The 23,012-nt window shown below is 60.0% G+C and carries 23 protein-coding genes; 13 read left to right on the plus strand and 10 right to left on the minus strand.

Annotation, left to right across the window (positions count from 1 at the left end; all coding sequences use genetic code 11):
• Position 1: 1 nt before the first annotated feature.
• From JNX03_RS05360 to rsmA, 4 genes are read left to right on the plus strand one after another with little or no spacing between them, the layout of a single operon-like run.
• Positions 2-2,158, plus strand: coding sequence for an LPS-assembly protein LptD (locus JNX03_RS05360; RefSeq protein WP_331000469.1), 2,157 nt, complete (start codon positions 2-4; stop codon positions 2,156-2,158).
• Entirely contained in the window at positions 2,146-3,384 is a 1,239-nt protein-coding gene (locus JNX03_RS05365) for a peptidylprolyl isomerase (protein WP_231024147.1), read from the plus strand. The genes JNX03_RS05360 and JNX03_RS05365 overlap by 13 nt, the downstream gene beginning before the upstream one ends.
• Positions 3,381-4,355, plus strand: coding sequence for a 4-hydroxythreonine-4-phosphate dehydrogenase PdxA (gene pdxA / locus JNX03_RS05370; protein WP_203211386.1), 975 nt, complete (start codon positions 3,381-3,383; stop codon positions 4,353-4,355). The genes JNX03_RS05365 and pdxA overlap by 4 nt, the downstream gene beginning before the upstream one ends.
• Positions 4,352-5,209, plus strand: coding sequence for a 16S rRNA (adenine(1518)-N(6)/adenine(1519)-N(6))-dimethyltransferase RsmA (gene rsmA, locus JNX03_RS05375; protein WP_203211387.1), 858 nt, complete (start codon positions 4,352-4,354; stop codon positions 5,207-5,209). Before pdxA ends, rsmA begins: the two co-directional genes overlap by 4 nt.
• Positions 5,210-5,333: 124 nt before the next feature.
• Here rsmA and JNX03_RS05380 read toward each other — a convergent pair whose 3' ends face one another.
• The 3 genes from JNX03_RS05380 to prfA all read right to left on the minus strand — a co-directional run bounded on the left by JNX03_RS05380 (position 5,334) and on the right by prfA (position 8,007).
• Complete coding sequence (locus tag JNX03_RS05380; protein ID WP_203211388.1) at positions 5,334-5,900, minus strand: DUF4167 domain-containing protein; 567 nt, start codon at positions 5,898-5,900, stop codon at positions 5,334-5,336.
• A gap of 212 nt (positions 5,901-6,112) precedes the next feature.
• Positions 6,113-6,955: a peptide chain release factor N(5)-glutamine methyltransferase gene (prmC, locus tag JNX03_RS05385; protein WP_203211389.1), complete on the minus strand. Its 843-nt coding sequence runs from the start codon at positions 6,953-6,955 to the stop codon at positions 6,113-6,115.
• Positions 6,952-8,007: a peptide chain release factor 1 gene (gene prfA, locus JNX03_RS05390; protein WP_203211390.1), complete on the minus strand. Its 1,056-nt coding sequence runs from the start codon at positions 8,005-8,007 to the stop codon at positions 6,952-6,954. Before prfA ends, prmC begins: the two co-directional genes overlap by 4 nt.
• Positions 8,008-8,068: 61 nt before the next feature.
• Between prfA and JNX03_RS05395 the strand changes: the two genes are divergently transcribed.
• Positions 8,069-8,356, plus strand: coding sequence for a hypothetical protein (locus JNX03_RS05395; protein WP_203211391.1), 288 nt, complete (start codon positions 8,069-8,071; stop codon positions 8,354-8,356).
• On the opposite strand, the gene JNX03_RS05400 is transcribed toward JNX03_RS05395, so the two are convergent.
• The 4 genes from JNX03_RS05400 to JNX03_RS05415 are packed head-to-tail and all read right to left on the minus strand — an operon-like array spanning position 8,297 to position 11,839.
• On the minus strand, positions 8,297-8,725 hold the full coding sequence (locus tag JNX03_RS05400) for a DUF1499 domain-containing protein (protein WP_231024148.1): 429 nt from the start codon (positions 8,723-8,725) through the stop codon (positions 8,297-8,299). The genes JNX03_RS05395 and JNX03_RS05400 overlap by 60 nt on opposite strands.
• 33 nt (positions 8,726-8,758) lie before the next feature.
• On the minus strand, positions 8,759-9,706 hold the full coding sequence (speB, locus tag JNX03_RS05405; RefSeq protein WP_203211393.1) for an agmatinase: 948 nt from the start codon (positions 9,704-9,706) through the stop codon (positions 8,759-8,761).
• Complete coding sequence (gene speB, locus JNX03_RS05410) at positions 9,703-10,668, minus strand: agmatinase (protein ID WP_203211394.1); 966 nt, start codon at positions 10,666-10,668, stop codon at positions 9,703-9,705. Before speB (JNX03_RS05410) ends, speB (JNX03_RS05405) begins: the two co-directional genes overlap by 4 nt.
• Position 10,669: 1 nt before the next feature.
• Positions 10,670-11,839 (minus strand): M20 aminoacylase family protein, encoded by a 1,170-nt coding sequence (locus JNX03_RS05415; protein ID WP_203211395.1) that lies wholly within the window; start codon positions 11,837-11,839, stop codon positions 10,670-10,672.
• 64 nt (positions 11,840-11,903) lie between these two features.
• Between JNX03_RS05415 and mazG the strand changes: the two genes are divergently transcribed.
• From mazG to JNX03_RS05435, 4 genes are read left to right on the plus strand one after another with little or no spacing between them, the layout of a single operon-like run.
• Positions 11,904-12,731 (plus strand): nucleoside triphosphate pyrophosphohydrolase, encoded by an 828-nt coding sequence (gene mazG / locus JNX03_RS05420; protein ID WP_203211396.1) that lies wholly within the window; start codon positions 11,904-11,906, stop codon positions 12,729-12,731.
• A gap of 57 nt (positions 12,732-12,788) precedes the next feature.
• A complete protein-coding gene (locus JNX03_RS05425) occupies positions 12,789-13,730 on the plus strand; it encodes a nucleoside hydrolase (protein WP_203211397.1) in 942 nt (313 codons plus the stop codon).
• A complete protein-coding gene (locus JNX03_RS05430) occupies positions 13,727-14,176 on the plus strand; it encodes a GNAT family N-acetyltransferase (protein WP_203211398.1) in 450 nt (149 codons plus the stop codon). Before JNX03_RS05425 ends, JNX03_RS05430 begins: the two co-directional genes overlap by 4 nt.
• Positions 14,177-14,185: 9 nt before the next feature.
• On the plus strand, positions 14,186-15,595 hold the full coding sequence (locus tag JNX03_RS05435; protein ID WP_203211399.1) for a protein adenylyltransferase SelO: 1,410 nt from the start codon (positions 14,186-14,188) through the stop codon (positions 15,593-15,595).
• Between the two features lie 20 nt (positions 15,596-15,615).
• Here the strand turns inward: JNX03_RS05435 and JNX03_RS05440 are convergent, their stop codons facing one another.
• The gene (locus JNX03_RS05440) at positions 15,616-16,512 is read right to left on the minus strand and encodes a DMT family transporter (RefSeq protein WP_203211400.1); all 897 of its coding nucleotides are present in this window, start codon (positions 16,510-16,512) and stop codon (positions 15,616-15,618) included.
• A gap of 134 nt (positions 16,513-16,646) precedes the next feature.
• On the opposite strand from JNX03_RS05440, the gene JNX03_RS05445 reads away from it, so the two are divergent.
• Positions 16,647-17,456 carry a tellurite resistance TerB family protein gene (locus tag JNX03_RS05445; RefSeq protein ID WP_203211401.1) on the plus strand — a complete coding sequence of 270 codons (810 nt, stop codon included), beginning with the start codon at positions 16,647-16,649 and terminating at the stop codon, positions 17,454-17,456.
• Between the two features lie 84 nt (positions 17,457-17,540).
• Here the strand turns inward: JNX03_RS05445 and JNX03_RS05450 are convergent, their stop codons facing one another.
• Positions 17,541-18,869, minus strand: a complete 1,329-nt coding sequence (locus tag JNX03_RS05450; RefSeq protein ID WP_203211402.1) for a DEAD/DEAH box helicase — start codon at positions 18,867-18,869, stop codon at positions 17,541-17,543.
• Positions 18,870-19,229: 360 nt separating this feature from the next.
• Here JNX03_RS05450 and JNX03_RS05455 point away from each other — a divergent pair, with 360 nt between their 5' ends.
• Complete coding sequence (locus JNX03_RS05455) at positions 19,230-19,646, plus strand: Fur family transcriptional regulator (protein ID WP_203211403.1); 417 nt, start codon at positions 19,230-19,232, stop codon at positions 19,644-19,646.
• Here JNX03_RS05455 and JNX03_RS05460 read toward each other — a convergent pair.
• The gene (locus JNX03_RS05460; protein ID WP_203211404.1) at positions 19,643-20,698 is read right to left on the minus strand and encodes an AbrB family transcriptional regulator; all 1,056 of its coding nucleotides are present in this window, start codon (positions 20,696-20,698) and stop codon (positions 19,643-19,645) included. The genes JNX03_RS05455 and JNX03_RS05460 overlap by 4 nt on opposite strands.
• A gap of 100 nt (positions 20,699-20,798) precedes the next feature.
• On the opposite strand from JNX03_RS05460, the gene JNX03_RS05465 reads away from it, so the two are divergent.
• Positions 20,799-21,668: a DMT family transporter gene (locus tag JNX03_RS05465; RefSeq protein ID WP_203211405.1), complete on the plus strand. Its 870-nt coding sequence runs from the start codon at positions 20,799-20,801 to the stop codon at positions 21,666-21,668.
• Between the two features lie 66 nt (positions 21,669-21,734).
• Positions 21,735-23,009, plus strand: a complete 1,275-nt coding sequence (eno, locus tag JNX03_RS05470) for a phosphopyruvate hydratase (RefSeq protein WP_203211406.1) — start codon at positions 21,735-21,737, stop codon at positions 23,007-23,009.
• The last annotated feature ends 3 nt before the right edge of the window (positions 23,010-23,012 follow it).

Here is a 23,012-nt window from a genome sequence, read left to right on the forward strand (position 1 = left end):
GGTGTTGCTGCGATCTTTTCTTCTTGCTGTTTTGGCCATCGGCACGCTGACGTTTTCCGCCCGGGCCCAGAACGCACCGCCGCAACCGGCGGTTTTGATCGCCGATCAAGTCTATATCACCCGTGACCGTACCTTGGTGGCGCAGGGCAATGTCGAGGCTTTCCAGGGCACCACGCAAATTCGGGCCAGCGCGATCCGCTACAACCAGGACACCGGCGCATTGATCCTGGAGGGGCCGATTGTCATCACCGATGGCGATGACAGTGTGCTTCTTGCCGATGCCGGCGAATTGAACAACCGCCTGCGCTCGGGCTTGTTGCTGTCGGCGCGGCTGATCCTGAACCAGCAATTGCAACTGGCCGCACAGCAAATCAACCAGGTGGATGGGCGCTACAGCCAGCTTTACAAAGCCTCGGTCACGTCCTGCCGGATCTGTCAGGATGGCCGCCCGCCCCTGTGGCAGATCCGCGCCCGCCGGATTGTCCACGACAAGGTGGAACAGCAGCTCTATTTCGATGAGGCACAGTTTCGCATTCTCAACGTGCCGGTTCTATATATCCCGCATTTGCGCCTGCCCGATCCGAATCTGAAACGGGCGACAGGTTTTCTTGTGCCCTCCATCCGGACCACATCGCAACTTGGGACCGGGTTGAAACTGCCGTATTTTGTCAAGCTGGGCGATCATCGCGATCTGACCATCACCCCCTATTTATCGAGTGCGACCCGCACGATTGAATTGCGCTACCGCCAGGCATTCCGGCGCGGATATATCACCTTTGACGGCGCCTTGACCCGCGATGACCAGCGTCCGGGCAAGCTGCGTGGTTATCTGATCGGGTCTGGCGCCTTTGATTTCAAGCGGGATTACAAGCTGACCTTCAGCCTGCAAGCCACCAGCGATCGCAGTTATTTCTCTGAATACGGCTATTTTGACGGGGACCGCCTTTCCAGTGACGTCACCCTCAGCCGCGCGCGGCGGGATGAGTACATCCGCGCCAGTGTCTACAATTTCGAAAGCCTGCGGGACGGTGATATCAACGACAACCTGCCCACGATCGTTCTGGACGGTGAATATGAAAAACGCCTGTTCCCCAAAGCCTGGGGCGGCGAACTGCGGCTGAGCCTGCGGGCGCACAGTCACAGACGCAATTCGGACAGGGATACGGACGGGCCGGATGCGGACCTGATCGTGGATGGCCGCGATGTGGCGCGTTTGCATGGGCAGGCCGAATGGCTGCGCCGGTTTACCTATTCCTCCGGTGTTGTGGCCGATCTGCGCATGGGGGCCAGTTTTAACTTTTTTGACATCACGCAGGATCAAACTTTCCCCCAAAACCATTCCGAAGTGGTCCCCCATGCCGCGGTGGCCCTGCGTTATCCCATGATCCGCCACGGCGCGGGCGGCGTCACACAGATGCTGGAACCCGTGGCGCAACTGGCCTGGACCGGGGGCAACCGGTTGAACGTGCCCAACGACGAAAGCACGCGGGTGGAATTTGACGAAGGCAACCTGTTGTCACTGTCCCGCTTTCCCCGCCCCGACCGGCGTGAACGCAAGACCGTGGCGGCGATCGGCGTGAACTGGGCGCGGTTTGATCCAACAGGCTGGAACGCCCATGTCAGTGTGGGTCAAGTGCTGCGCGGTGAGGCCGACACGGCCTTTTCCGACACCTCGGGCCTGACGGGGACAACCTCAAGTTTCCTGATTGCCGGACAGGTGAAAATGCCGGGCGGCTTCTCCATTCTGGGGCGCAGCCTGATCGACGAGGATCTGGATTTTGCCAAGGCCGAATTGCGCGGCATTTGGGAGTTCAAACGCGGCTGGGTTTCGGGCAGCTATATCTGGCTTGATGCCGATCCAGCCGAAGATCGCGCCAATGCCGTCTCGGAGATTTTCCTCAAGGGCAATTACCAGATCAACAACCAATGGACCGCCCGTGCCGATTGGCGGTTCAACGTGGCGGATGACCGCGCCGCCACAGCAGGCGTTGGCCTGCAATATGACAATGAATGTGTTACCGTCGATCTCTCGGTCTGGCGGAGCTATTCATCCTCAACTAGTGTTGAGCCTACCACCAATATCGGCTTTAACGTCGGCCTACGGGGCTTTGCCGCGTCAACCGGAACAGAGAGATACCTGCGCTCATGTCGGAAATGATCATCACCACCCTCGCCAAGGCGACCCGCACCTTTGCCTTGATGGCGGCTGTTACGCTTGGCGGGCACTCGGCCAGCGCCCAAAACCTGTTTGCACCTGTTGTTCGGGTCGACAGCATGGTGGTCACAGAATTCGAAGTGCAGCAGCGCCAGCGGTTCCTGCAATTGCTCAACGCACCGGGGTCTGACCGCGACAGCGTCGTGGAAGGCCTGATCGATGATCGCCTGCGCAATCGCGCCGCCACCGATGTGGGGCTTGAGCTGACCGAGGAAGGCATCCAAACCGGGCTGAGCGAATTTGCGGCCCGTGCAAACCTTACGACCGAAGAGTTTACCAAGGCGCTGGAGCAATCCGGCGTATCGCGCGAAACCTTCCGCGATTATGTCACCACGTCACTGATTTGGCGCGAGCTGATCCGCGCGCGCTATCTCAATTCGGTGAACATCACGGATGCAGAAATTGACCGTGCCATGGGCGCCAGCAGCGGCGGCAGCGGTCTGCGTGTGCTGGTCTCGGAAATTATCATTCCTGCCCCGCCGCCACAGGCTGCGCGGGTCAATGCATTGGCCGGTCAAATCTCGCAGACCACCTCCGAGGCCGAATTCTCAAATTATGCGCGGAAATATTCCGCGACGGCCTCTCGCGGTGCCGGTGGGCGCCTGCCTTGGACGCCACTTTCCAAATTGCCACCCTCCCTACAGCCGCTGTTGCTGGCCCTTGCCCCGGGTGAAGTCACTTCGCCATTGCCGATCCCCAATGCCGTGGCGCTGTTCCAGCTGCGTGCGATCGAAGAAACCGGCGCCCCGGAACAAAGCTATTCCGCCATTGAATACGCCGCCTATTTCATTCCCGGAGGTCGGTCAGAGGCCGCATTGGCAGAGGCCGCACGCATTCAAGGCAAGGTGGATGTCTGCGACGACCTTTACGGCATCGCCAAGGGCCAGCCTCCTGAAGTTCTGGTCCGCGAAACCAAAAAGCCCGGCGAATTGCCCAAGGATTACGCCATCGAGCTGTCCAAGCTGGACCCCGGTGAAACCTCCACGGCATTGACCCGCGCCAATGGCCAGAACCTTGTGCTGCTGATGCTGTGCAAACGCACCGCAGAGGCCAACGCCGAAACCGACCGCGACGCCGTTCTGAACGCCCTGCGCCAGCAAAAATTGCAAGGCTATTCCAACCAACTGTTGCAGCAACTGCGCGCCGAAGCCCGCATCATCTACAAATGAGCCTCAGCAGGCGGCCGGTTGTCCTTTCCTGCGGCGAACCCGCAGGCATAGGTCCGGAAGTTGCCGCATCGGCATGGGCCGCGCTGAAGGACGAAATCCCGCTGCTGTGGCTGGGCGATCCGCGCCATCTGCCTCAAGGCACCGCATTTGAGGTGGTCGATGATGCATCGCAAGCCGCGGCCCTATCGCCCGACGCCTTGCCGGTTCTTGCATATGATTTTGGCAGCCCCGCCATTGCCGGACAGCCCGACCCCGCCCATGCACAGCATGTGATTGATGTGATCGCCGCCGGTGTTGATCTGGTCCGCACAGGACAGGCGACCGCACTTTGCACCGCGCCCATTCACAAAAAGGCGCTGATGGATGGCGCAGGTTTTGCCTATCCGGGTCACACCGAATATCTCGCCGCCCTTGGCGGGGTGACGGATGTGGTGATGATGCTGGCCTCTGACCAATTGCGGGTGGTGCCTGCAACGATTCACATTGCGCTCGATCAGGTGCCAACCGCCCTGACCCCCGAAAGACTGCGCCGCACGATCGAGATCACCCATGCGGGGCTGCGAGATATGTTCGGGATCGCCGCGCCGCGCCTTGCTGTGGCCGGTCTCAACCCACACGCCGGCGAAGGCGGCGCCATGGGGCGGCAGGAATGCGACTGGATCGCGCCCCTGCTGGACCAGATGCGCGGCGAAGGTTTTGATCTGGCAGGCCCATTGCCCGCCGACACGATGTTTCATGCCGCTGCCCGTGCCCGCTATGACGCCGCGGTCGCGATGTACCACGATCAGGCGCTGATCCCGATCAAAACGCTGGACTTTGACCGTGGGGTGAACGTGACGCTGGGGCTGCCCTTTGTACGCACCTCGCCCGATCACGGTACGGCCTTTGACATTGCAGGCAAAGACATCGCCAATCCGACCAGCATGATCGAAGCGATCAGGACCGCATATAGAATGGCCCAACACTCATGAGCGCAATCGACACCCTGCCCCCGCTGCGCGAAGTGATTGCCAACCATGGGCTGTCGGCCCGCAAGTCACTGGGCCAGAACTTTCTGCTGGATCTGAACCTTACGGCCAAAATCGCCCGGCAGGCAGGCGACATGAGCGCCTGTGATGTTCTTGAGATTGGCCCCGGCCCCGGCGGTTTGACCCGCGGGTTACTGGCCGAAGGGGCGCGGCGGGTGCTGTGCATCGAAAAAGACAGCCGCTGCCTGCCCGCGCTGGCCGAGATCGCAGAGGCCTATCCAGACCGTTTGACGGTGATCGAGGGGGATGCGCTTGAGGTCAATCCACTGTCCCATCTGACCCCGCCCATCCGCGTGGCGGCGAACCTGCCCTATAACGTCGGGACCGAGTTGTTGGTGCGCTGGCTGACGCCGCCGCAATGGCCTCCGTTCTGGCAAAGCCTGACCTTGATGTTCCAACGCGAGGTCGCCGAACGGATCGTCGCGCAACCGGGATCAAAGGCCTATGGACGTCTTGCGATACTGGCGCAGTGGCGGGCCGAGGCCAAGATCGTGCTGCAATTGCCCCCTGGCGCCTTTACCCCGCCGCCGAAAGTGTCCTCCAGCGTGGTACATCTGGACGCCCTGCCCGAGCCGCGCTTTCCCGCCGATCCAGCCGTGCTCAGCCATGTGGTGGCCGCCGCCTTCAACCAACGCCGCAAAATGCTGCGGGCCGCGTTGAAGGGTGTGGTTCCCGAGATCGAAGAGGTGCTGAATGCCGCTGGGATCAAGCCTACAGAACGGGCCGAGCAGGTTCCCCTTGAAGGGTTCTGCGCCCTGGCCCGCGAGGTTGCCAAGGCCAAGGGCAAGGGCAAATGATCAAGCTGCCGGTAAGTCTGGCACAAACTTCCTGATACTAACCTTGTGGCAGACGCCAAATGACACCAACAAAAAACCGCCCCGAAGGGCGGTTGGAATGTCTTACTGACCTGAATTCGCCGGTTTACTCCGCCGCCTCGGGTTGATCGCCGCTGCCGTTGCCCTGCGGCGCGTCGCCCTCGGACTTTGGCTTGGGCTTGCGGCGCGGCTGGCGTTTGGGCTTGGGTTTGCTTTCTGGTGTTTCCACCAGACCGCTGTCCTCGTCACTGCCTTTTGCCTCGGCATTGTCATCGCTGCCAACGTCGGGCTGTGGGACATTTGCCGGATCATTCTGTGGCTGCTGGTTCGCTTCGCGCTCCTGCCGCTCTGCGCGCTCGCGGTCCCGCTCGGCCTGACGCTCACGGTTCTGGCGCTCTTGCTCTTCACGGCGCTGATCCATCTCACGCTGCGCTTCGGCCAGCATGCGCAGATAATGCTCTGCGTGCTGCTGAAAGTTCTCTGCCGCCACGCGGTCATTGCTCAACTGTGCATCACGGGCCAGCTGATTGTATTTATCAATCACCTGCTGCGGTGTGCCGCGCACTTTGCCTTCTGGGCCAGAGCTGTCAAAGACGCGATTAACAACGTTACCGCCTTGCTGTTGGCGATTGCGATTGTTCTTCGACCGGGACCGGGATCTCGTGGATTTCATGAAAAATTTCAGCCTTGTATGCTGTTCTTCGAAAATAACCGGGTGGCACTTGGCCGCCATTCAATCCCGGTTGAGCTATTTGTTGGGCTTAACGCCGCGCGGGACCGCCCTAAGGCATCCACCGCTGCAACATCTTTGAATAAGCATTTCAAGTGACCCGCGGCAAGCCAAAAGTGCAGAAAATCCGGCTAACTAGGTGTTTTTTTGCCCAATCAGGCCGGTGTATCGGCACAAACGACACGCGGACGCCCATCCAGATCATGTGCCAATGTCACGCCAGCCCAGCCTGCATCGCGGAATATCGCGCAAACTGCATCGCCCTGCTGCCAGCCGATCTCGACCAGAACACGCCCCTTTGCGGTCAGATAACCCTGTGCCTGATCGGCGATGATCCGGTAGACCGAGAGACCATCCAGCCCATCGGTGAGCGCCATCGCCGGTTCATGATCGCGCAATTCAGGCGCGACATCTGCCATTTCGGTTGCGGCAAGATAGGGCGGGTTGGATACGATTAGATCAAACCGCCCCTCGATCCGGTCAAACCAATCAGACTGGATCACCTCAGCCCGTCCGGCCACCTCGTGCAGCACCGCATTGGCGCTGGCCTGCAAACAGGCCGCTTCGGACAAATCGGCACCGACACCGCTTGCTGTTCGCCGCTCGGCCAGCAATGTCACCAAAATGCAGCCTGATCCGGTGCCAAGGTCCAGCACCCGCTCAAACGGGGCAGAAAGCGCCAATTCGATCAAGGTCTCTGTCTCGGGGCGCGGGTCCAGCACATCGCGGCTGATCCGGAAATCGCGGCCATAAAACCCCCGGCTGCCAATCAATTGGGACACCGGCACGCGCACCGCGCGCAAGGCGACCAGTTGTTCAAACCGCTCGGCGATCTCTGGCGCAATCTCTTCGGGGGCGATCAACGTCACACGCGCCGCATCAACCGAGGCCGCATGGGCCAGCAGGATCCGCGCATCGCGGGCCGGATCTGGCACACCTGCGGCCCTCAGCCGTGCTGCGGCGGCGGCCATCGCCTGTGCCGCCGTGGGTGCGCTCATTGGTTCATCTCGGCCAGTTGCCGCGCTTGTGCATCGGCGGTCAGGGCATCCACAATCTCGTCAAGATCGCCCTGCATCACACTGTCGAGCCTGTATAAGGTCAGATTGATCCGGTGGTCCGTCATGCGCCCCTGAGGGAAATTATAGGTGCGAATACGCTCTGAACGATCCCCCGACCCCACCTGCGCGGCACGGTCTGCCGACCGTTCACTATCCACCCGGCTGCGTTCCAGATCATAGAGCCGCGCTTTGAGCACCTGCATGGCTTTGTCGCGGTTCCGGTGCTGGGACTTCTCCGAGGACGTCACCACGATCCCGGTTGGCAGGTGGGTGATCCGCACGGCAGAATCGGTGGTGTTTACATGCTGCCCCCCCGCACCGGAGGATCGCATCGTATCAATCCGCAAATCACTGGCGTTGATCTCGATGTCCACATCTTCGGCCTCTGGCAGCACCGCAACCGTCGCCGCAGAGGTATGAATACGCCCGCCGCTTTCGGTGGTTGGCACCCGCTGGACCCTATGAACGCCGCTTTCGAACTTGAGACGCGCAAAAACGTTGTCGCCCTTGATATGCGCGACCACCTCTTTGACGCCCCCAAGTTCGGTCATCTGTTCTTCGATCAGCTCAAAAGCCCAACCGCGCGCCTCGGCGTAGCGTTGATACATGCGTAACAAATCGGCGGCAAAAAGCGCGGCCTCATCGCCACCTGTGCCAGGGCGGATCTCCAACATGGCCGGTTTCGCATCCGCCGCATCGCGCGGCAACAGCGCCAGTTGCAAGGCCTCTTCCGCCTTGGGCAGCGCGGCCTTGAGTGCGGGCAGTTCCTCTTGCGCCAGCTCTGCCATCTCGGGATCTGCCAGCATCGCCTCGGCCTCGGCCAGATCGCTGAGCAATTGTTTGTAGGCCTCAATCTGCTCCACCACCGGGCGCAGATCTGCGTATTCCTTGGCCAAAGCGGCGAAATCCGCCCCATCGGAGCCTGCGGACATTGCCGCTTCCAGATACTGGAAACGCTGAGAAATTTGTTCAAGTCGGTCGATCGGGATCATGGCAAACCTCTGGCGGATGCAGGGGCTTTGGTCAAGGGCCGCATCGTGCTATACTAGGCGCATGAAACGCATCGCACTGATCGCAAGCCTTTTCGCCCTTCCCGCAACCGCCGATGTGGTCGGCCCCGGCGGCAAGACGATTGATTGTTATTGTACGGACCGCTCCGGAAGCCGGGTCGAGCTGGGAGAAACCATTTGTTTGCAAGTGGATGGGCGCATGTTCATGGCACAATGCCAGATGTCGCTGAACGTGCCGATGTGGCGCGAAGTGCAGCAAGGGTGCCTGTCTTCAGACCTGCAATTGCCCGAGCCAACCTTTAATCCGCTTGGCGTTTACCCCAAGATCTGACCGGCCAAAGCGCAAACGCCCATAGACCTCAAGATAGCTTTGCCCCTCGGGCGTCTGGTAGATGCCAATTGTCGTATAGTCGGGAAAGCCCACGACCTTGGAGCGCGACACATAGGTGAGCTGCTTGTCAGCCAGTGATCCTGCCAATAGCTTGGTGCGCGGCTCTGCGCGGATAATCTGGTCCAACGCGGCAAGTGTGGCTGTGCCGTCGTCCTCCGCCGCTTGTCTCCAGATGTAAAAACCTTTGCCGTGCTTTTCTTCAACGCTTTGAAAAGGCGCCGCTTTGTGCCACTTCCCCTGATCAGACGGGGCCAGTCGGACGTAAGCCACAGCCGCGACGGACAGCAGCAAAACCACCCATATGGACATCACAATTCCCTTCTTCATATTGTTCGGCTGCCGCTAGCGGTAGCTGACACCGGGCAGAACGCAGAGCATCTCGAACAGGATATTCGCCCCGGTCAGCGCCGTGTTGCCGGATGTGTCATAAGGCGGAGAAACCTCAACCAGATCGCCGCCGATGATGTTGACCCCTCGCAAGGCACGGATCAATTGCAACGCCTGCGGCGTGGTCAATCCGGCAATCTCAGGCGTGCCTGTGCCGGGTGCAAAGGCGGGGTCAAGGCTGTCGATGTCATAGGTCACATAGGTGGGCAGATCGCCAATATCGCGCCGAACCTCAGCACCCAGCGATGACAGATCACGCCCCCACAGCCCCTCAGCCGGAAACTGCTGGAACCCCCAGCCTGCGGCTTCCGAGAAGTCCTCGGCAGAATAGCCCGACCCCCGAATGCCGATTTGATAGGTTTTGGAGGGGTTTATCAGCCCTTCTTCATATGCGCGTCGAAACACTGTGCCATGGGTCTCACGCTCGCCGAACATCTCATCATTCACATCGGCGTGGGCGTCCACATGGACCAGCGCGACCGGCCCATGTTTGCGCGCGATGGCCCGCAGGATCGGCAGAGTTATTGAATGATCGCCGCCCATCGCCAAAGGCCTCACGTCATGCTTGAGGATTGCGTCATAACTTTCTGAAATAATGCGTAAACTATCACTCAGAGAGAAAGTATTGATCGCCAGATCTCCGATGTCCGCAACCTGCAATGCATCAAATGGCGCAGCCCCGGTGCCAAGGTTATAGGGGCGCAGCATCGCCGATTCCGCCCGGATCTGTTTGGGGCCAAAACGCGTACCTGATCGCCAGCTGGTGCCGATATCCATCGGCACGCCCAAGACCGCCACGTCCAGCCCCGCCAGATCATTTGCAGACGGCAACCGCATAAAGGTGTTCGGCCCCGAGAATCGCGCCAGATCATTGCCGCCAATCGGTTGGTTGAACGTGCTCATGCCGTTCTCATCCGGTGGCCAAGCAGACACAGGATTTCGGTGGCGACATGGGCCCCCGCAATCGCGGTGGCACCTGTTGTGTCAAATGGCGGAGAGACCTCCACGATATCACCGCCCATGATGTTGATCCCCGCCAGATCCCGCAGCATGATCGCCGCCTGCGCCGAGGTCAAACCGCCCCAGACAGGTGTTCCGGTCCCCGGCGCAAAAGCCGGATCAAGCGCATCAATGTCGAAGGTCAGGTAACATGGCCGGTCCCCCAGAACCGCCTTGATCTTGGCGACGGCGGCAGCAGGCCCCAGTTCATGCACCTCACGGGCGTCAATGGTTGTAACACCCAAAGTGTCTGGATTGGTCGTGCGAATGCCCACCTGCACAGAGGTTTCAGGATCAACGATGCCCGACTTCACCGCCTTGTAAAACATTGTCCCATGATCAATTCGGTCCATGTCGTCATCGGGCCATGTATCTGAGTGAGCATCGAACTGTAACAGGCTGATAGGCCCATATTTTTCGGCATAGGCCTTGAGAATCGGAAAGCTGATGTAATGATCGCCCCCCAGAACAACGCTGGCCGCGCCGGCATCCAGAATCCCCTTGATATGCGCGGTCAAAGCGGCAGGGAACTGACTGACGTGACCATAATCAAAGGCCAGATCACCATAGTCCGCGATGGCAAATTCGCTCAGCACATCAAAGTCCCAGCCATAGGGCGGATCATAGGGTTGCAAACTGGACGCCTCGCGGATCGCGCGCGGGCCAAGGCGGGTGCCGGTGCGGTTGGTCACGGCCTGATCAAACGGCACCCCCGTCACGGCGATATCAACGCCCGTCAGATCCTTGGTGTAGCGCCGCCGCAGAAACGACGTGGCCCCACCAAAGGCATTTTCAAAGCTTGGCCCCTTGAGATCGTCACGGGTAAACGCCTGATCAACCTGGTTTTTTGCATCCTCCAGTGCCATGTTACTTCCCCGCGACGGGCTGCGCCCGCTCCACCAGACGCGCAAAGAAAGACGCGCCAATAGGGGCAATGTCATCATTGAAATTGTACTTGGGGTGATGCACGCCTGCGCCTTCACCCTGCCCCAGCATCAGATAGGCACCGGGACGCGCCTCAAGCATGTAGGAAAAATCCTCGGCGCCCATCACAGGGGGGAAATCCGCCTCAACCCCCGCCTCCCCGGCGACTTCGCCAGCCACATCGACGGCAAAGTCTGCCTTGCCCGGATTATTGACCGTGGGCGGATAGCCAAACTCGAAATCCAGCTCGGCCTTAAGGTCAAAACTGGCCGCATGACCGTCTACAATCGCCTGCATCCGCCGCACGACCATGGCCTGAACATCCTTGTCAAAGGTGCGCACAGTTCCGTTGATATAGACCTCTTCAGGGATCACATTGTCGGTGGTGCCAGTGTGGATTTGTGTCGTAGAAACAACCAATTGCTGGCGCGGGTCAACGTTGCGGCTGACGATGGTTTGCAAGCTTTGCACAATCGCGCAGGCCGCCACGACGGGATCAACGCAATCATGTGGTCGGGCGCCATGCCCCCCTTTGCCGGTGAGGTTGATCGTAAAGGTATCGGCTGCCGCCATGATCGGCCCCGGCGTGGTGTGAAAACGGCCAAACTCAAGCCCCGGCGCATTGTGCAGCGCATAGATCTGGCCAATGTCAAAACGGTCCATCACCCCTTCTTTAACCATGATCTCACCGCCGCCGATAATTTCTTCGGCAGGCTGGAAAAGCAGCGCCACCCGCCCTGAAAAATTGCGGGTTTCCGCCAGATATTTCGCCGCGCCAAGCAGCATCGCCGTATGCCCGTCATGGCCGCAGGCATGCATTTTCCCCTCATGGGTGCTGGCATAGGGCACACCGGTTTCTTCGGTGATCGGCAGCGCGTCCATATCGGCCCGAAGACCCATTGTCGGGCCGTCCCCCTGCCCGTTGATGATCGCCACGATACCGGTTTTTGCGATCCCCTCGTGAATTTCATCGACTCCGAATTCGCGCAATCGCTCCGCCACAAAGGCCGCTGTTTGGTGGCATTCCAACCCCAGTTCAGGGATTGTGTGCAGATGTTGACGCCACTTGGCCATGTCGGCACTGAAATCGGCGATGCGGTTGACGACAGGCATGGGGTGGACTCCTTGGTTCAGAATTGATCAGGCTGCATCTGACACCACCAAGGACAAAGCTGCAATGCCCGACACCCTGATAAACGACCAATCCGCAGGCATCGATCGCCTGCTGGAGATCATGCGCCGCCTGCGCGATCCGCAGACCGGATGCCCATGGGACATCGAACAGGATTTTGACAGCATCGCCCCCTACACCATTGAAGAAGCTTACGAAGTGGCCGATGCGATCCAGCGACGTGATTGGCCCGAACTCGAAGGTGAGCTGGGCGATCTGCTGCTCCAGACGGTTTATCACACCGCGATGGGCGAAGAGGCCGGACATTTTACCTTTCAATCCGTGGTGCAGAACATAAGCGATAAAATGGTGGCGCGGCACCCGCATGTCTTTGGCGAGGAATCGCGCGACAAATCCGCGGAACAGCAAACCGCCGATTGGGAAGCGATCAAAGCGCAAGAGCGCGCGGGCAAAGCGCAAAAAGGGGCTTTGGACGGGGTCGCGATTGGTCTGCCCGCCCTGCTGAGGGCGTATAAATTGCAAAAACGGGCGGCGCGGGTCGGCTTTGATTGGCCTGAAACCACGCAGGTGCTCGACAAGATCAAGGAAGAGGCTGCCGAATTGGTCGAGGCCCAGAATGAGCTGACACGAGATCAGATCGAAGAGGAATTTGGCGATCTGATGTTTGTGATGGCCAATCTCGGCCGCCACCTCAATCTTGACCCCGAGGCAGCCTTGCGCCGTGCCAATGCCAAATTCACCAAACGCTTTGAAGGGGTAGAGGCAAAATTAGCCGCCATCGGCAAAACGCCCGCACAAAGCAACCTCGAAGAAATGGACGCCATGTGGAATGACATCAAAGCGGATGAGCGTGCCGCCGCCACCAAGGATTGAACGGACCTTTTGCTCGCAGACCTCATGCCCTATTCCAGTGGAAAAAAGGAACACACTATGCCCGCCCGCAAGATCATCATCGACACAGACCCCGGACAGGACGACGCCGTCGCAATCCTATTGGCCCTGGCCAGCCCCGAAGACATGGAGGTGCTGGGCATCACCTGTGTGGCGGGCAATGTGCCGCTTGACCTGACCTCGAAAAACGCGCGGATCATCTGTGAACTGGCGGGGCGCAGCGATGTCAAAGTCTTTGCCGGCTGTGATCGCCCCCTTGGCCGCGATCTGGTGACGGCGGAACATGTACATGGCAAAACCGGCCTTGATGGCCCCGACCTGCCTGACCCGACAATGCCCCTGCAAGACGGCCATGCGGTGGATTTTATCATTGATCAGCTGCGCGAATATGCCCCCGGCACGATCACACTGTGCCCGCTTGGCCCGCTCACCAATATCGCGACAGCCCTGCAAAAAGCCCCCGATATCGCCAATCGGATCGCCAAGATCGTGCTGATGGGCGGCGGTTATTTCGAAGGGGGCAACATCACCCCGGCGGCGGAATTCAACATCTACGTCGACCCACAAGCCGCTGATATCGTGTTCAAATGTGGCGCGCCCATCGTTGTGATGCCGCTTGATGTCACGCATAAGGCATTGGTCACCAAACCGCGCAACGATGCCTTTCGCAATATCGGCACGGCGGTCGGAACAGCCGTGGCGGAAATGACCGATTTCTTTGAACGCTTCGACAAAGAAAAATACGGATCGGCCGGTGCGCCGCTGCATGATCCCTGCGTCACCGCCTATCTGATCAATCCGGATCTCTTCACAGGGCGTCACATTAACGTCGAGATCGAGACCCAGTCGGAACTGACCATGGGCATGACCGTTGCCGACTGGTGGCGCGTGACAGATCGTCCGGCCAACGCTACCTTTATGGGTGATATTGACGCCGATGGGTTCTTTTCCCTTCTGACGGAACGGTTGGCCCGGCTATGAGCGCCGCCCTCACCCTTGCCAAGCCGGAACATCTGGACAAGATCACCACGCTTGCTGCGGCTTTCCATGCCGAGGAAGGCATCGACATGTCGGATGAGGCCCGCCGCGCGGGTCTGGCCCCTTTGCTGGATGGTATCCCGCACGGGGCTGCCTATCTGATCGGGCCACCGCGCAGCCCTATCGGCTATATCGTGGTGTGTTTTGGCTGGTCGGTGGAGTTTGGCGGTCTCGATGCGATCATAGACGAGTTGTACATCCGCCCTGCCGTGCGTGGGCGCGGCATTGCCACTGAAACCCTGATGTCTCTGCCCCGTGCGCTGGCGGGTGCCGGTCTACGGGCGATCCATCTCGAAGTGGACAGCGGCAATGAAGCGGCGGTGAAACTTTACAAACGCGCAGGATTTGTCACGCGCGACCGCTATATGTTCATGTCAAAGACACTTTGAAGGACGGCCATGACCATCGCCTTTGACAATTCCTATGCCCAACTGCCGGATGCCTTTTTTACGCGGCTGGCGCCAACAAGGGTCAAAGCACCCAAGCTGCTGGCCTTTAACGATGATCTGGCCAAGGTGATGGGCATTGATGCGGCGGATGTGCCCGATCTGGCGCAAGTCTTTGGCGGCAATCAAACGCCCGAAGGTGCCGCGCCCTTGGCCCAACTTTATGCGGGGCATCAGTTTGGCAATTTCAATCCACAATTGGGCGATGGTCGGGCGATCCTGCTGGGCGAGGTAATCGGCAACGACGGTATTCGCCGCGATATACAGCTCAAGGGCTCTGGCCCAACTCCCTATTCGCGCATGGGCGATGGCCGCGCCTGGCTGGGTCCGGTGCTGCGCGAATATGTGGTGAGCGAGGCGATGCATGCCCTTGGCATCCCGACAACACGCGCCTTGGCGGCGGTTGCCACCGGCGAAGACATCTGGCGTGAAAAGGGCGCGCTGCCCGGTGCGGTGCTGACACGCGTAGCGCAAAGCCATCTGCGGGTTGGCACGTTTCAGGTTTTTGCCCATCGTGGTGAGGTGGATCATCTGCGCATTCTCACCGACTACGCGATCAAACGGCATTATCCGGATGCCAGCGGGCCGATGGATCTGCTGCGCAGGGTTTGCGCTGCGCAGGCCGCGTTGATCCCGGCGTGGATGTCCGTGGGCTTCATCCACGGGGTGATGAACACCGACAACTGCGCCATCAGCGGCGAAACGATTGATTACGGCCCCTGCGCCTTTATGGACGGCTTTCACCAGAACCGGGTGTTCAGTTCCATTGATCAACAGGGGCGCTATGCCTTTGGCAATCAGCCAAACATCGCGGTCTGGAACATGGCACAGCTGGCCACCAGCCTCATCCAGCTTTTTGAGAACAAAGAGGCCGCTGTCGAAGAGGCCACAGAGATCGTGCATGCCATGCCCGGACAGATCGAGGCAAATTGGCTCAAACGCTTTGCCGCAAAGATCGGCATCGCCGATCCCCGCGCTGAGGACAGCGATCTGATTGATACGCTTTTGGGGTTGATGCAAACCGACGGTGCGGATTTTGCAAATGCGTTCAATTCCCTTTGCAAACCGAATGCCCGCGATCAGTTCACAAACCGAGAAGCCTTTGATGTATGGGCAGAAAACTGGCGGAACCGGATCAAGGATGAACCGGACCCGCAGTCCAGAATGCAAACTGCAAATCCGCAGATCATCCCGCGCAACCACCGGATCGAACAGATGATTGAGGCCGCAGTTGCCGGCGACATGACCCCGTTCCACCGCCTGATGAAAGCACTCACCACGCCCTTTGAAAACACCGATCCGGACCTGCAACGCCCGCCCAGCCAGGAAGAGATTGTACCGGCGACCTTCTGCGGCACCTGATCTCCATTTGGCCAAGAAACTCAGGCGCTGCGGGGACGTCCGGGTTTGCGGTTGATCAGATAGATCCCCGCCGCCACCAGCGCCAAGGCAGCCCAGATCGACAGCGCCACCTCCTCGGACAGGAACCACCAGCCACAGAGCACCGAAAACACCGGCGACAGAAAACTGAACGATGCGACGGAGGAAGCCGGATAAATCGTCATCAACCAAAACCAGATCAGATAGCCGAAACTGGCCACCGCCAGAATTTGGAACAACAGGCCTGCGATATGGATCGGCTCCACCTCCCTCATCAGCGGGCCAAAAAACGGTGCAATCAACAACAGGATCGGCGCGGATATCGCGACCTGGCAGATCAGCTGTTGCGCGGGCGGCACTTCGCTGAGCGGGGTGAGCCGCACACAAAGCACGATCCCGGCCCAACACAGCGCCGCCAACAGCGACAACAGATCCCCCGTCCAACTGGCCGCGCCGCTGTCTCGGTCCAACAGTGCCAAGGCCACCCCGGCCATAGCCAGCGCCAGACCAAAGCCGCGCCCTGCTGTCAGCCGTTCTCCGGGCAGCAAGAAATGCGCCATCAAAGCCAACCAGACCGGCATGGAGTAAAAAATCACTGAAACCCGGCTGACCGTAGACAGATCAAGCGCGGTAAATGCGCTGGTGAACTCCAGCGCAAACAACACCCCGGATAAAATGCCGCCAACCCAAGCCCGACGCGGCAATGCGATGCGCACCCCGCGCAGATACATCCACAACAGCAGCACCAGCACCGCCCCCGCCGACCGCAGGCCGGCAGAAAAGACGGGGCTGAACCCGCCCGATGTCACCTTGATCACCACTTGGTTAAAGCCAAGGTGAAAGGCAAAAGCCGTCAGCGCCACAGCGCCAATGAGATCCATATGAGATTTGCGGTCCATCGGGCCACAAACGGGCAGCAGCGCGGCGAAGTCAATGTGCAAAAGCCTGCCCATGGCGCAACCGGCCGGAATTTCCCCTCGCATCAACCGTCAAATCTGCCACTGTTGGGCCAAACATAACGGGAGATCTGTAGATGAGTTTGATGAAAACACTGGCAAAAGTGGCGGTTGGCGTGGCGCTGGCCAAGGGCGCAAGTTCGATGATGAAGAAAAGCGGCAGCGGCCAAGGTGCGGGCAGCGGGCTTGGTGGATTGCTGGGCGGTCTGGCAGGCGGGGGTGGCGGCGCGGCAGGCGGCGGGCTGAACGACATGTTGGGCGGTTTGCTGGGCGGTGCTGGCGGCACCAGCCGTGCGGGCAGCGCGGGCGGATTGGGCGGTTTGCTTGAACAATTGGGCGGCTCAAGCGGCGGCGGTAGCGGCCTTGGTGGATTGCTCGGCGGTTTGGCGGGGGCCGGCGGCGCGGGTGGATTGCTGGCGGGGGTCAGCAAGGCGATGGAGCAACGCCCTGCCCGCAACACATCCAGTTTTGGCGCGGTTTTGAACTCTCAATTTGACGCGACATCGGAGCCGGAGATTGAACCCTCGCAAGAACAGGAGGCCACCGCCGCGCTCATGCTGGCCGCGATGATCCAGGCGGCCAAATCTGATGGCACCTTCGACGAGGCGGAAAAAGAAAAACTGCTGGGCCAGTTGGGCGATGTGGATGCCGAAGAGGCTGCCTTTGTGCAGCAGCAATTGCAGGCGCCGGTGGACATCGACGGATTGGTGGCACAAGCGCCCCAAGGCATGGGGCCGCAGGTCTATGCGATGTCTGTGCTGGGCATTGATCTCGACACTCAGGACGAGGCGCAATATTTGCACCAACTCGCGCAGGGTCTGGGCCTGCAACCGGCCCAGGTAAATGAGATCCACGCCCAAATGGGCGTGCCGTCGCTTTACACCTGACAGCAAGGTCTTGTCTGAAAAAGAAAAACCTGCGCAACGGGCTTGCGTCGCACAGGAGTATTTTTGGCCAAAAAGGGCGCGGGGTCAGGCGGCTTTCTGACCGCCCGGTTTGCTGCCACCGCCGCCGCGCCGGCGTCTGCGGCCTGCGCCGGGTTTGCCGGGTGCGCCGCTGCCGGAGCCGCCGCCCCCCTGTTGGCGATTGCCGCCACCACCGCCGCCGCCCCCTGGGCGACCACCGCGTCCGCGGCCCCTGCCCTTGGGTTTGTCGGGGGCGTCAACGGCCTCCCACGGGCGACCTGAGGCCACAGGGATGCTGACGCCCATGGTTTTCTGGATCGCTTTCAATTCGCCCATCTCATCGGGTGCACAAAAGGCCACGGCCGCGCCGTCTTTGCCTGCGCGGGCGGTCCGGCCGATGCGGTGCACATAATTGTCCGGCACGTTTGGCAGGTCGTAATTGTAGACATGTTTAACGTCCGGAATATCCAGGCCGCGTGCCGCAACATCTGTTGCCACCAGAATCGACACGTCGCCGGACTTGAAGCCCGCGATGGCGCGGTCACGTTGACCCTGGGATTTGTTGCCATGGATGGATGCCGCATCAAAACCCGCCTTCACCAGCGTTTTCATCAGCTTTTCAGACCCGTGCTTGGTGCGGCCAAAGACCAGCGCCCGTTCACCGCGGTGTTTTGCCAGAAGCTCGATCAACAGATTGGTTTTCTCGGCCTTGGCGATGAAATGCACCTCTTGGGTGACTTTGTCTGCCGCTTTGCCCGGAGGGGACACTTCGATGCGGATCGGGCTGCGCAGATAACTGTTGGCGATCTCGTTCATCAGTTTCGGCATGGTCGCCGAGAACAGCATGGTCTGGCGTTCCTTGGGGATCACCGACGAGATTTTGCGCAGATCGTGGATAAAGCCCATGTCGAGCATCTGGTCCGCCTCGTCCAGCACCAGAAAAGTGGTTTCGTCCAGCCGCACGGCACGGCGGTCCATCAGATCCAGCAGCCGGCCAGGTGTGGCCACCAGCAGATCCACCCCTTTGGCGAGGCGGCTGATTTGTGGATTGATCGACTGGCCGCCGACAACCATCTGCACCTTCAAAGGCGTGCGTTCGCAAAACCCTTTGAGGTTCTGCATGATCTGTTGGGCCAGCTCCCGCGTTGGGGCCAGAACCAGACCGCGTACGGATTTCGGGCTGGGCCGCTGCGCCATCTCAAGCATCTGCGCCACAAGCGGCACACCAAAAGCCGCCGTCTTGCCGGTGCCGGTTTGCGCCAGCCCCATCACATCGCGCCCGTTCAGCGCATGCGGAATTGCCTGTCTCTGGATCGGTGTCGGGTCTTTGAGACCCATTTCATTCAGACGCTCCACCAGTTTTGGCGGCAGGTCCATCATGTCAAAATCGCTCATCTTACGTCTTTCCAACGCCTTGAGGCATCGCCCCGGCGCTTCTTCTTATTGCATCACGCCTCTCAAGGCGCAGGCAGGGTCACGCAAAACAGATCGCACGCGCGGGCCATATGCCACACACCTGTCTGATGCGTTTGGCCCCACGCGTGATTTTGGGAACAAGAGGCGAAGCTTACAAGCCGGACTGTTGGGGCGTATCCCCGGCACCGGAACTGCTCACGCGGCAGAAGCATCACTTGAGCGGTCAAATGGGGGTTCGCGGCGCGAAAGTCAACCTCTGCGGTCAAAAGCCTGTAGAACTGCGGCGCGAACACCGCTAAGACGGGGGCTCTTTGACGATCAGGCGACCGGGGGCGGCCCATGAGTACATCCATCATCACCCGCTGCGAAAGCATGGGGCTGCGCATGACAGGCCAGCGCCGCATCATCGCCCAGGTCATCGAAGACAGCCGCGACCACCCGGATGTCGAAGAGTTGTTCACGCGTGCCTCCGCGCTGGATGGTGCAATCTCGATTGCCACGGTATATCGCACGGTCAAACTCTTTGAGGAGGCGGGCATCCTCGACAAGCTGGAATTTGGTGACGGGCGCGCACGCTATGAAGATGCAGAGCGCGATCACCATGACCATCTGATTGATCTCAATTCCGGCAAGGTCATCGAATTTGTAGATGCCGAAATTGAGCAATTGCAGGAACGCATCGCCAAGAAGCTGGGATACGAGCTGCGCGGGCACCGGATGGAGCTTTACGGCGTCCCGCTCAAGAAAGGCAGCTAGGCGGCGCCCTCTTTGCGTCGTTGACGGGCCAACATCGCGGGCAAAACAAAGCTGAGCACCACAAGCCGCATGATATGGCAGGCCGCGACGAAGCCGGGGATCACGCCCAGCACCGCGCCCATCGCGATCATCGTTTCAAAACCGCCGGGTGCAAAGGCGACCAGCACATGCGCCAAAGGCATGCCCAGTGCCAGGCCAACCGGCACTGCGCCAAGCGCCGCCAGCCCGACCGCAACGCCGGTGATCGCCAAACCGGCCATGAGCCCACTGGTCAGCCGCGCCAATGTCACCCCTGAAAACCGTGTCCCGATCAACCCGCCCAGCACCAGATAGGCCGGCAGGATCAACCATGCGGGCAAGACACCGGGCGTCAATTCCGTCACATGACCAAGTGCACTGACCGCCATGCCGCCCAACAACAACGGCGCCGGCACGTTCCAACGCATGAACAAATAGCCAACCCCAGAGGCCAGAACCGCAAGAACAGCAATCACCAGCAGGCTCATCTGATCGCCTTGCGGGGCAACATTGCCCGACACTTCGATCCCCATGGCAAGGGCGACAAAGGGCACCACAATCGTCAGCGACAACAGCCGCACCGATTGCGTGATCGAGATCCGCGCCACGTCAGAACCACCGTCGGTTGCGATGGCCATGACAAAGCTAAGATGCCCCGGCGCAGAGGCAAGGATGGCCGAGCGCGGATCAAATCCGAACCCGCGTACCAGCATGAACCGGCACAGGACCAGGATCGCCCAGATGATCAGCGCCATAAAGACAAAGGCCAATGGCCAGCGCAGCATCGCCGCCAGCGCATCCGCGTCGAACCCCGCCCCGACCGCGATCCCCAGCAGCAGGAAACACAAATCGCGAAGCCGGGGGTCAACACCAGTCGTCAGGCCGCCCAAGCCCGCCAATGTCACCGCGATTGCCGGGCCAAGCAACATATAGACCGGCGCGTTTATGGCCCATCCCAGGGCAGCACCTGCGATCGCAATGGCAAGAGTGATTGCGGAGGTGAGCGGGGAAATCCGGGAAACATCGTTTTGCATGCCTCGTGCTATCATCGGTTGCAGGCAGCTTCCAGCCGCACTTGCCCTTGGCCGCCAAAACCGTCATGGCGGGGAAAAGACAATCGGCTGGGATCTGAACATGGACAACTTTTGCGGCGCCGTCCTAATGGTATTGGCGATGCTGGGCTTTGCGCTTGAGGATATGTTCATCAAGCTGCTGGCCGACGCGCTGCCCATTGGGCAGATCCTGTTGATGCTGGGCATTGGCGGATCGGCGGTCTTTGGCGCGGTGGTTCTGGCACAGGGCAAATCCCTGTTCACCCGTGAAATGCTGTCCTGGCCCATCCTGGCCCGCGCGATGGGCGAGTTGATCGGCGCACTGACCTTTGTCTCGGCCATCGTGCTGACCCCGATCTCCAGCGCTTCGGCGATTTTGCAGGCCACCCCGCTGGTGGTCACACTGGGCGCGGCACTGTTCCTGGGCGAGCCTGTGGGCTGGCGCCGGTGGAGCGCGATTTTTGTCGGGCTGTTTGGTGTCTTGCTGATCATCCGGCCTGGCATGGACAGCTTTGAACTATTGTCCATTCTGGCCCTGATCGCGGTCTTTGCACTGGCGCTGCGGGATCTGTCCACGCGCAAGATCCCGCCAAGCGTGTCGTCGATGCAGCTCAGCTTTGTTGGCTTTGTTTCCGTGCTGCCTGCGGGGGTGATCTTGTTGTTTTTCACCGGCGAAAGCCTTGTCGCGCCGACCTCTGGCGGTTGGATCAAGGTTATCTCGGCCATCACCATTGGCCTTTTTGCCTATTACGCCATTGTTGCCGCAACGCGCGTAGGTGACATCGGCTTTGTCACGCCCTTCCGTTATACGCGGCTGATTTTTGCGCTGATTGCAGGTGTCGTCATCTTTGACGAATCCCCCGATACGCTGACCCTGCTGGGGGCGGCCATCATTGTGGCCTCCGGCATCTATACCGTCTGGCGCGAACGCAAAATCAGGCCGCTACAGTAAGCCGCCTTTCCAACCCGGCCCTGCCTCGTTAAAACGCACTCGACTTGAGCCAAAAGGACATTGCCCATGAGCACGATCATCGACATCCACGCCCGCGAAATCCTCGACAGCCGGGGCAACCCGACAGTGGAGGTTGATGTGATCCTCGAAGACGGCACCATGGGCCGCGCCGCTGTGCCATCGGGCGCATCCACCGGCGCTTATGAGGCCGTAGAACGCCGCGATGGCGACAAATCGCGTTATCTGGGCAAAGGCGTGCTGGAAGCCTGCGCCGCCGTGAACGGCGAGATTGCCGAGGCGCTGGTCGGCATCGACGCCACCGAACAGGTCGAGATTGACGAAAGCATGATCGAACTGGACGGCACCGAGAACAAATCCCGCCTCGGCGCCAATGCCATCCTTGGTGTTTCGCTGGCCGCAGCCAAGGCGGCGGCAGATTTCTGCACGCAGCCGCTCTATCGCTATGTCGGCGGCACCTCTGCCCGCATCCTGCCGGTGCCGATGATGAACATCATCAACGGGGGCGAACATGCCGACAACCCGATCGACATCCAGGAATTCATGATCATGCCGGTCAGCGCCACCAACATCCGCGATGCGGTGCGCATGGGCGCGGAGGTGTTCCATACCCTGAAGAAAGAACTGTCTGACGCGGGCCTTTCGACCGGCATCGGCGATGAGGGTGGTTTTGCACCCAACATCAGCTCTGCCCGTGATGCGCTTGATTTCATTCTGAAATCTGTCGAGAAGGCTGGGTATAAGCCTGGGGAAGATATTCACCTCGCCCTGGATTGTGCTGCAACCGAATACTACAAGAATGGTCGCTATGAATTGGCAGGCGAAGGCAAATCCCTGACCAGCGAAGAGAATGTCGACTATCTCGCGGCGCTGGTTGCGGACTATCCGATCATCTCCATCGAGGATGGCATGTCCGAAGATGACTGGGACGGCTGGAAAGCCCTCACGGACAAGTTGGGCGACAAGATCCAGCTGGTAGGCGACGATCTGTTTGTGACCAACCCTGCCCGCCTTGCCACCGGGATCGAACGTGGCAGCGCCAATTCGATGCTGGTCAAGGTCAACCAGATCGGCACCCTGACCGAAACGCTCAAGGCGGTCGATATGGCCCACCGGGCCGGGTTTACCAATGTGATGTCGCACCGTTCGGGCGAAACAGAGGACGCAACAATCGCCGATCTGGCGGTTGCCACCAACTGCGGCCAGATCAAAACCGGATCGCTCGCACGATCTGACCGGCTGGCGAAATACAATCAGTTGATCCGCATCGCAGAATCGCTGGGTGAAACGGCTGAATATGCCGGGCGCAGCATTCTGAAGTAAATC

This window comes from Sulfitobacter mediterraneus (assembly GCF_016801775.1).
Classification (GTDB): domain Bacteria; phylum Pseudomonadota; class Alphaproteobacteria; order Rhodobacterales; family Rhodobacteraceae; genus Sulfitobacter; species Sulfitobacter mediterraneus_A.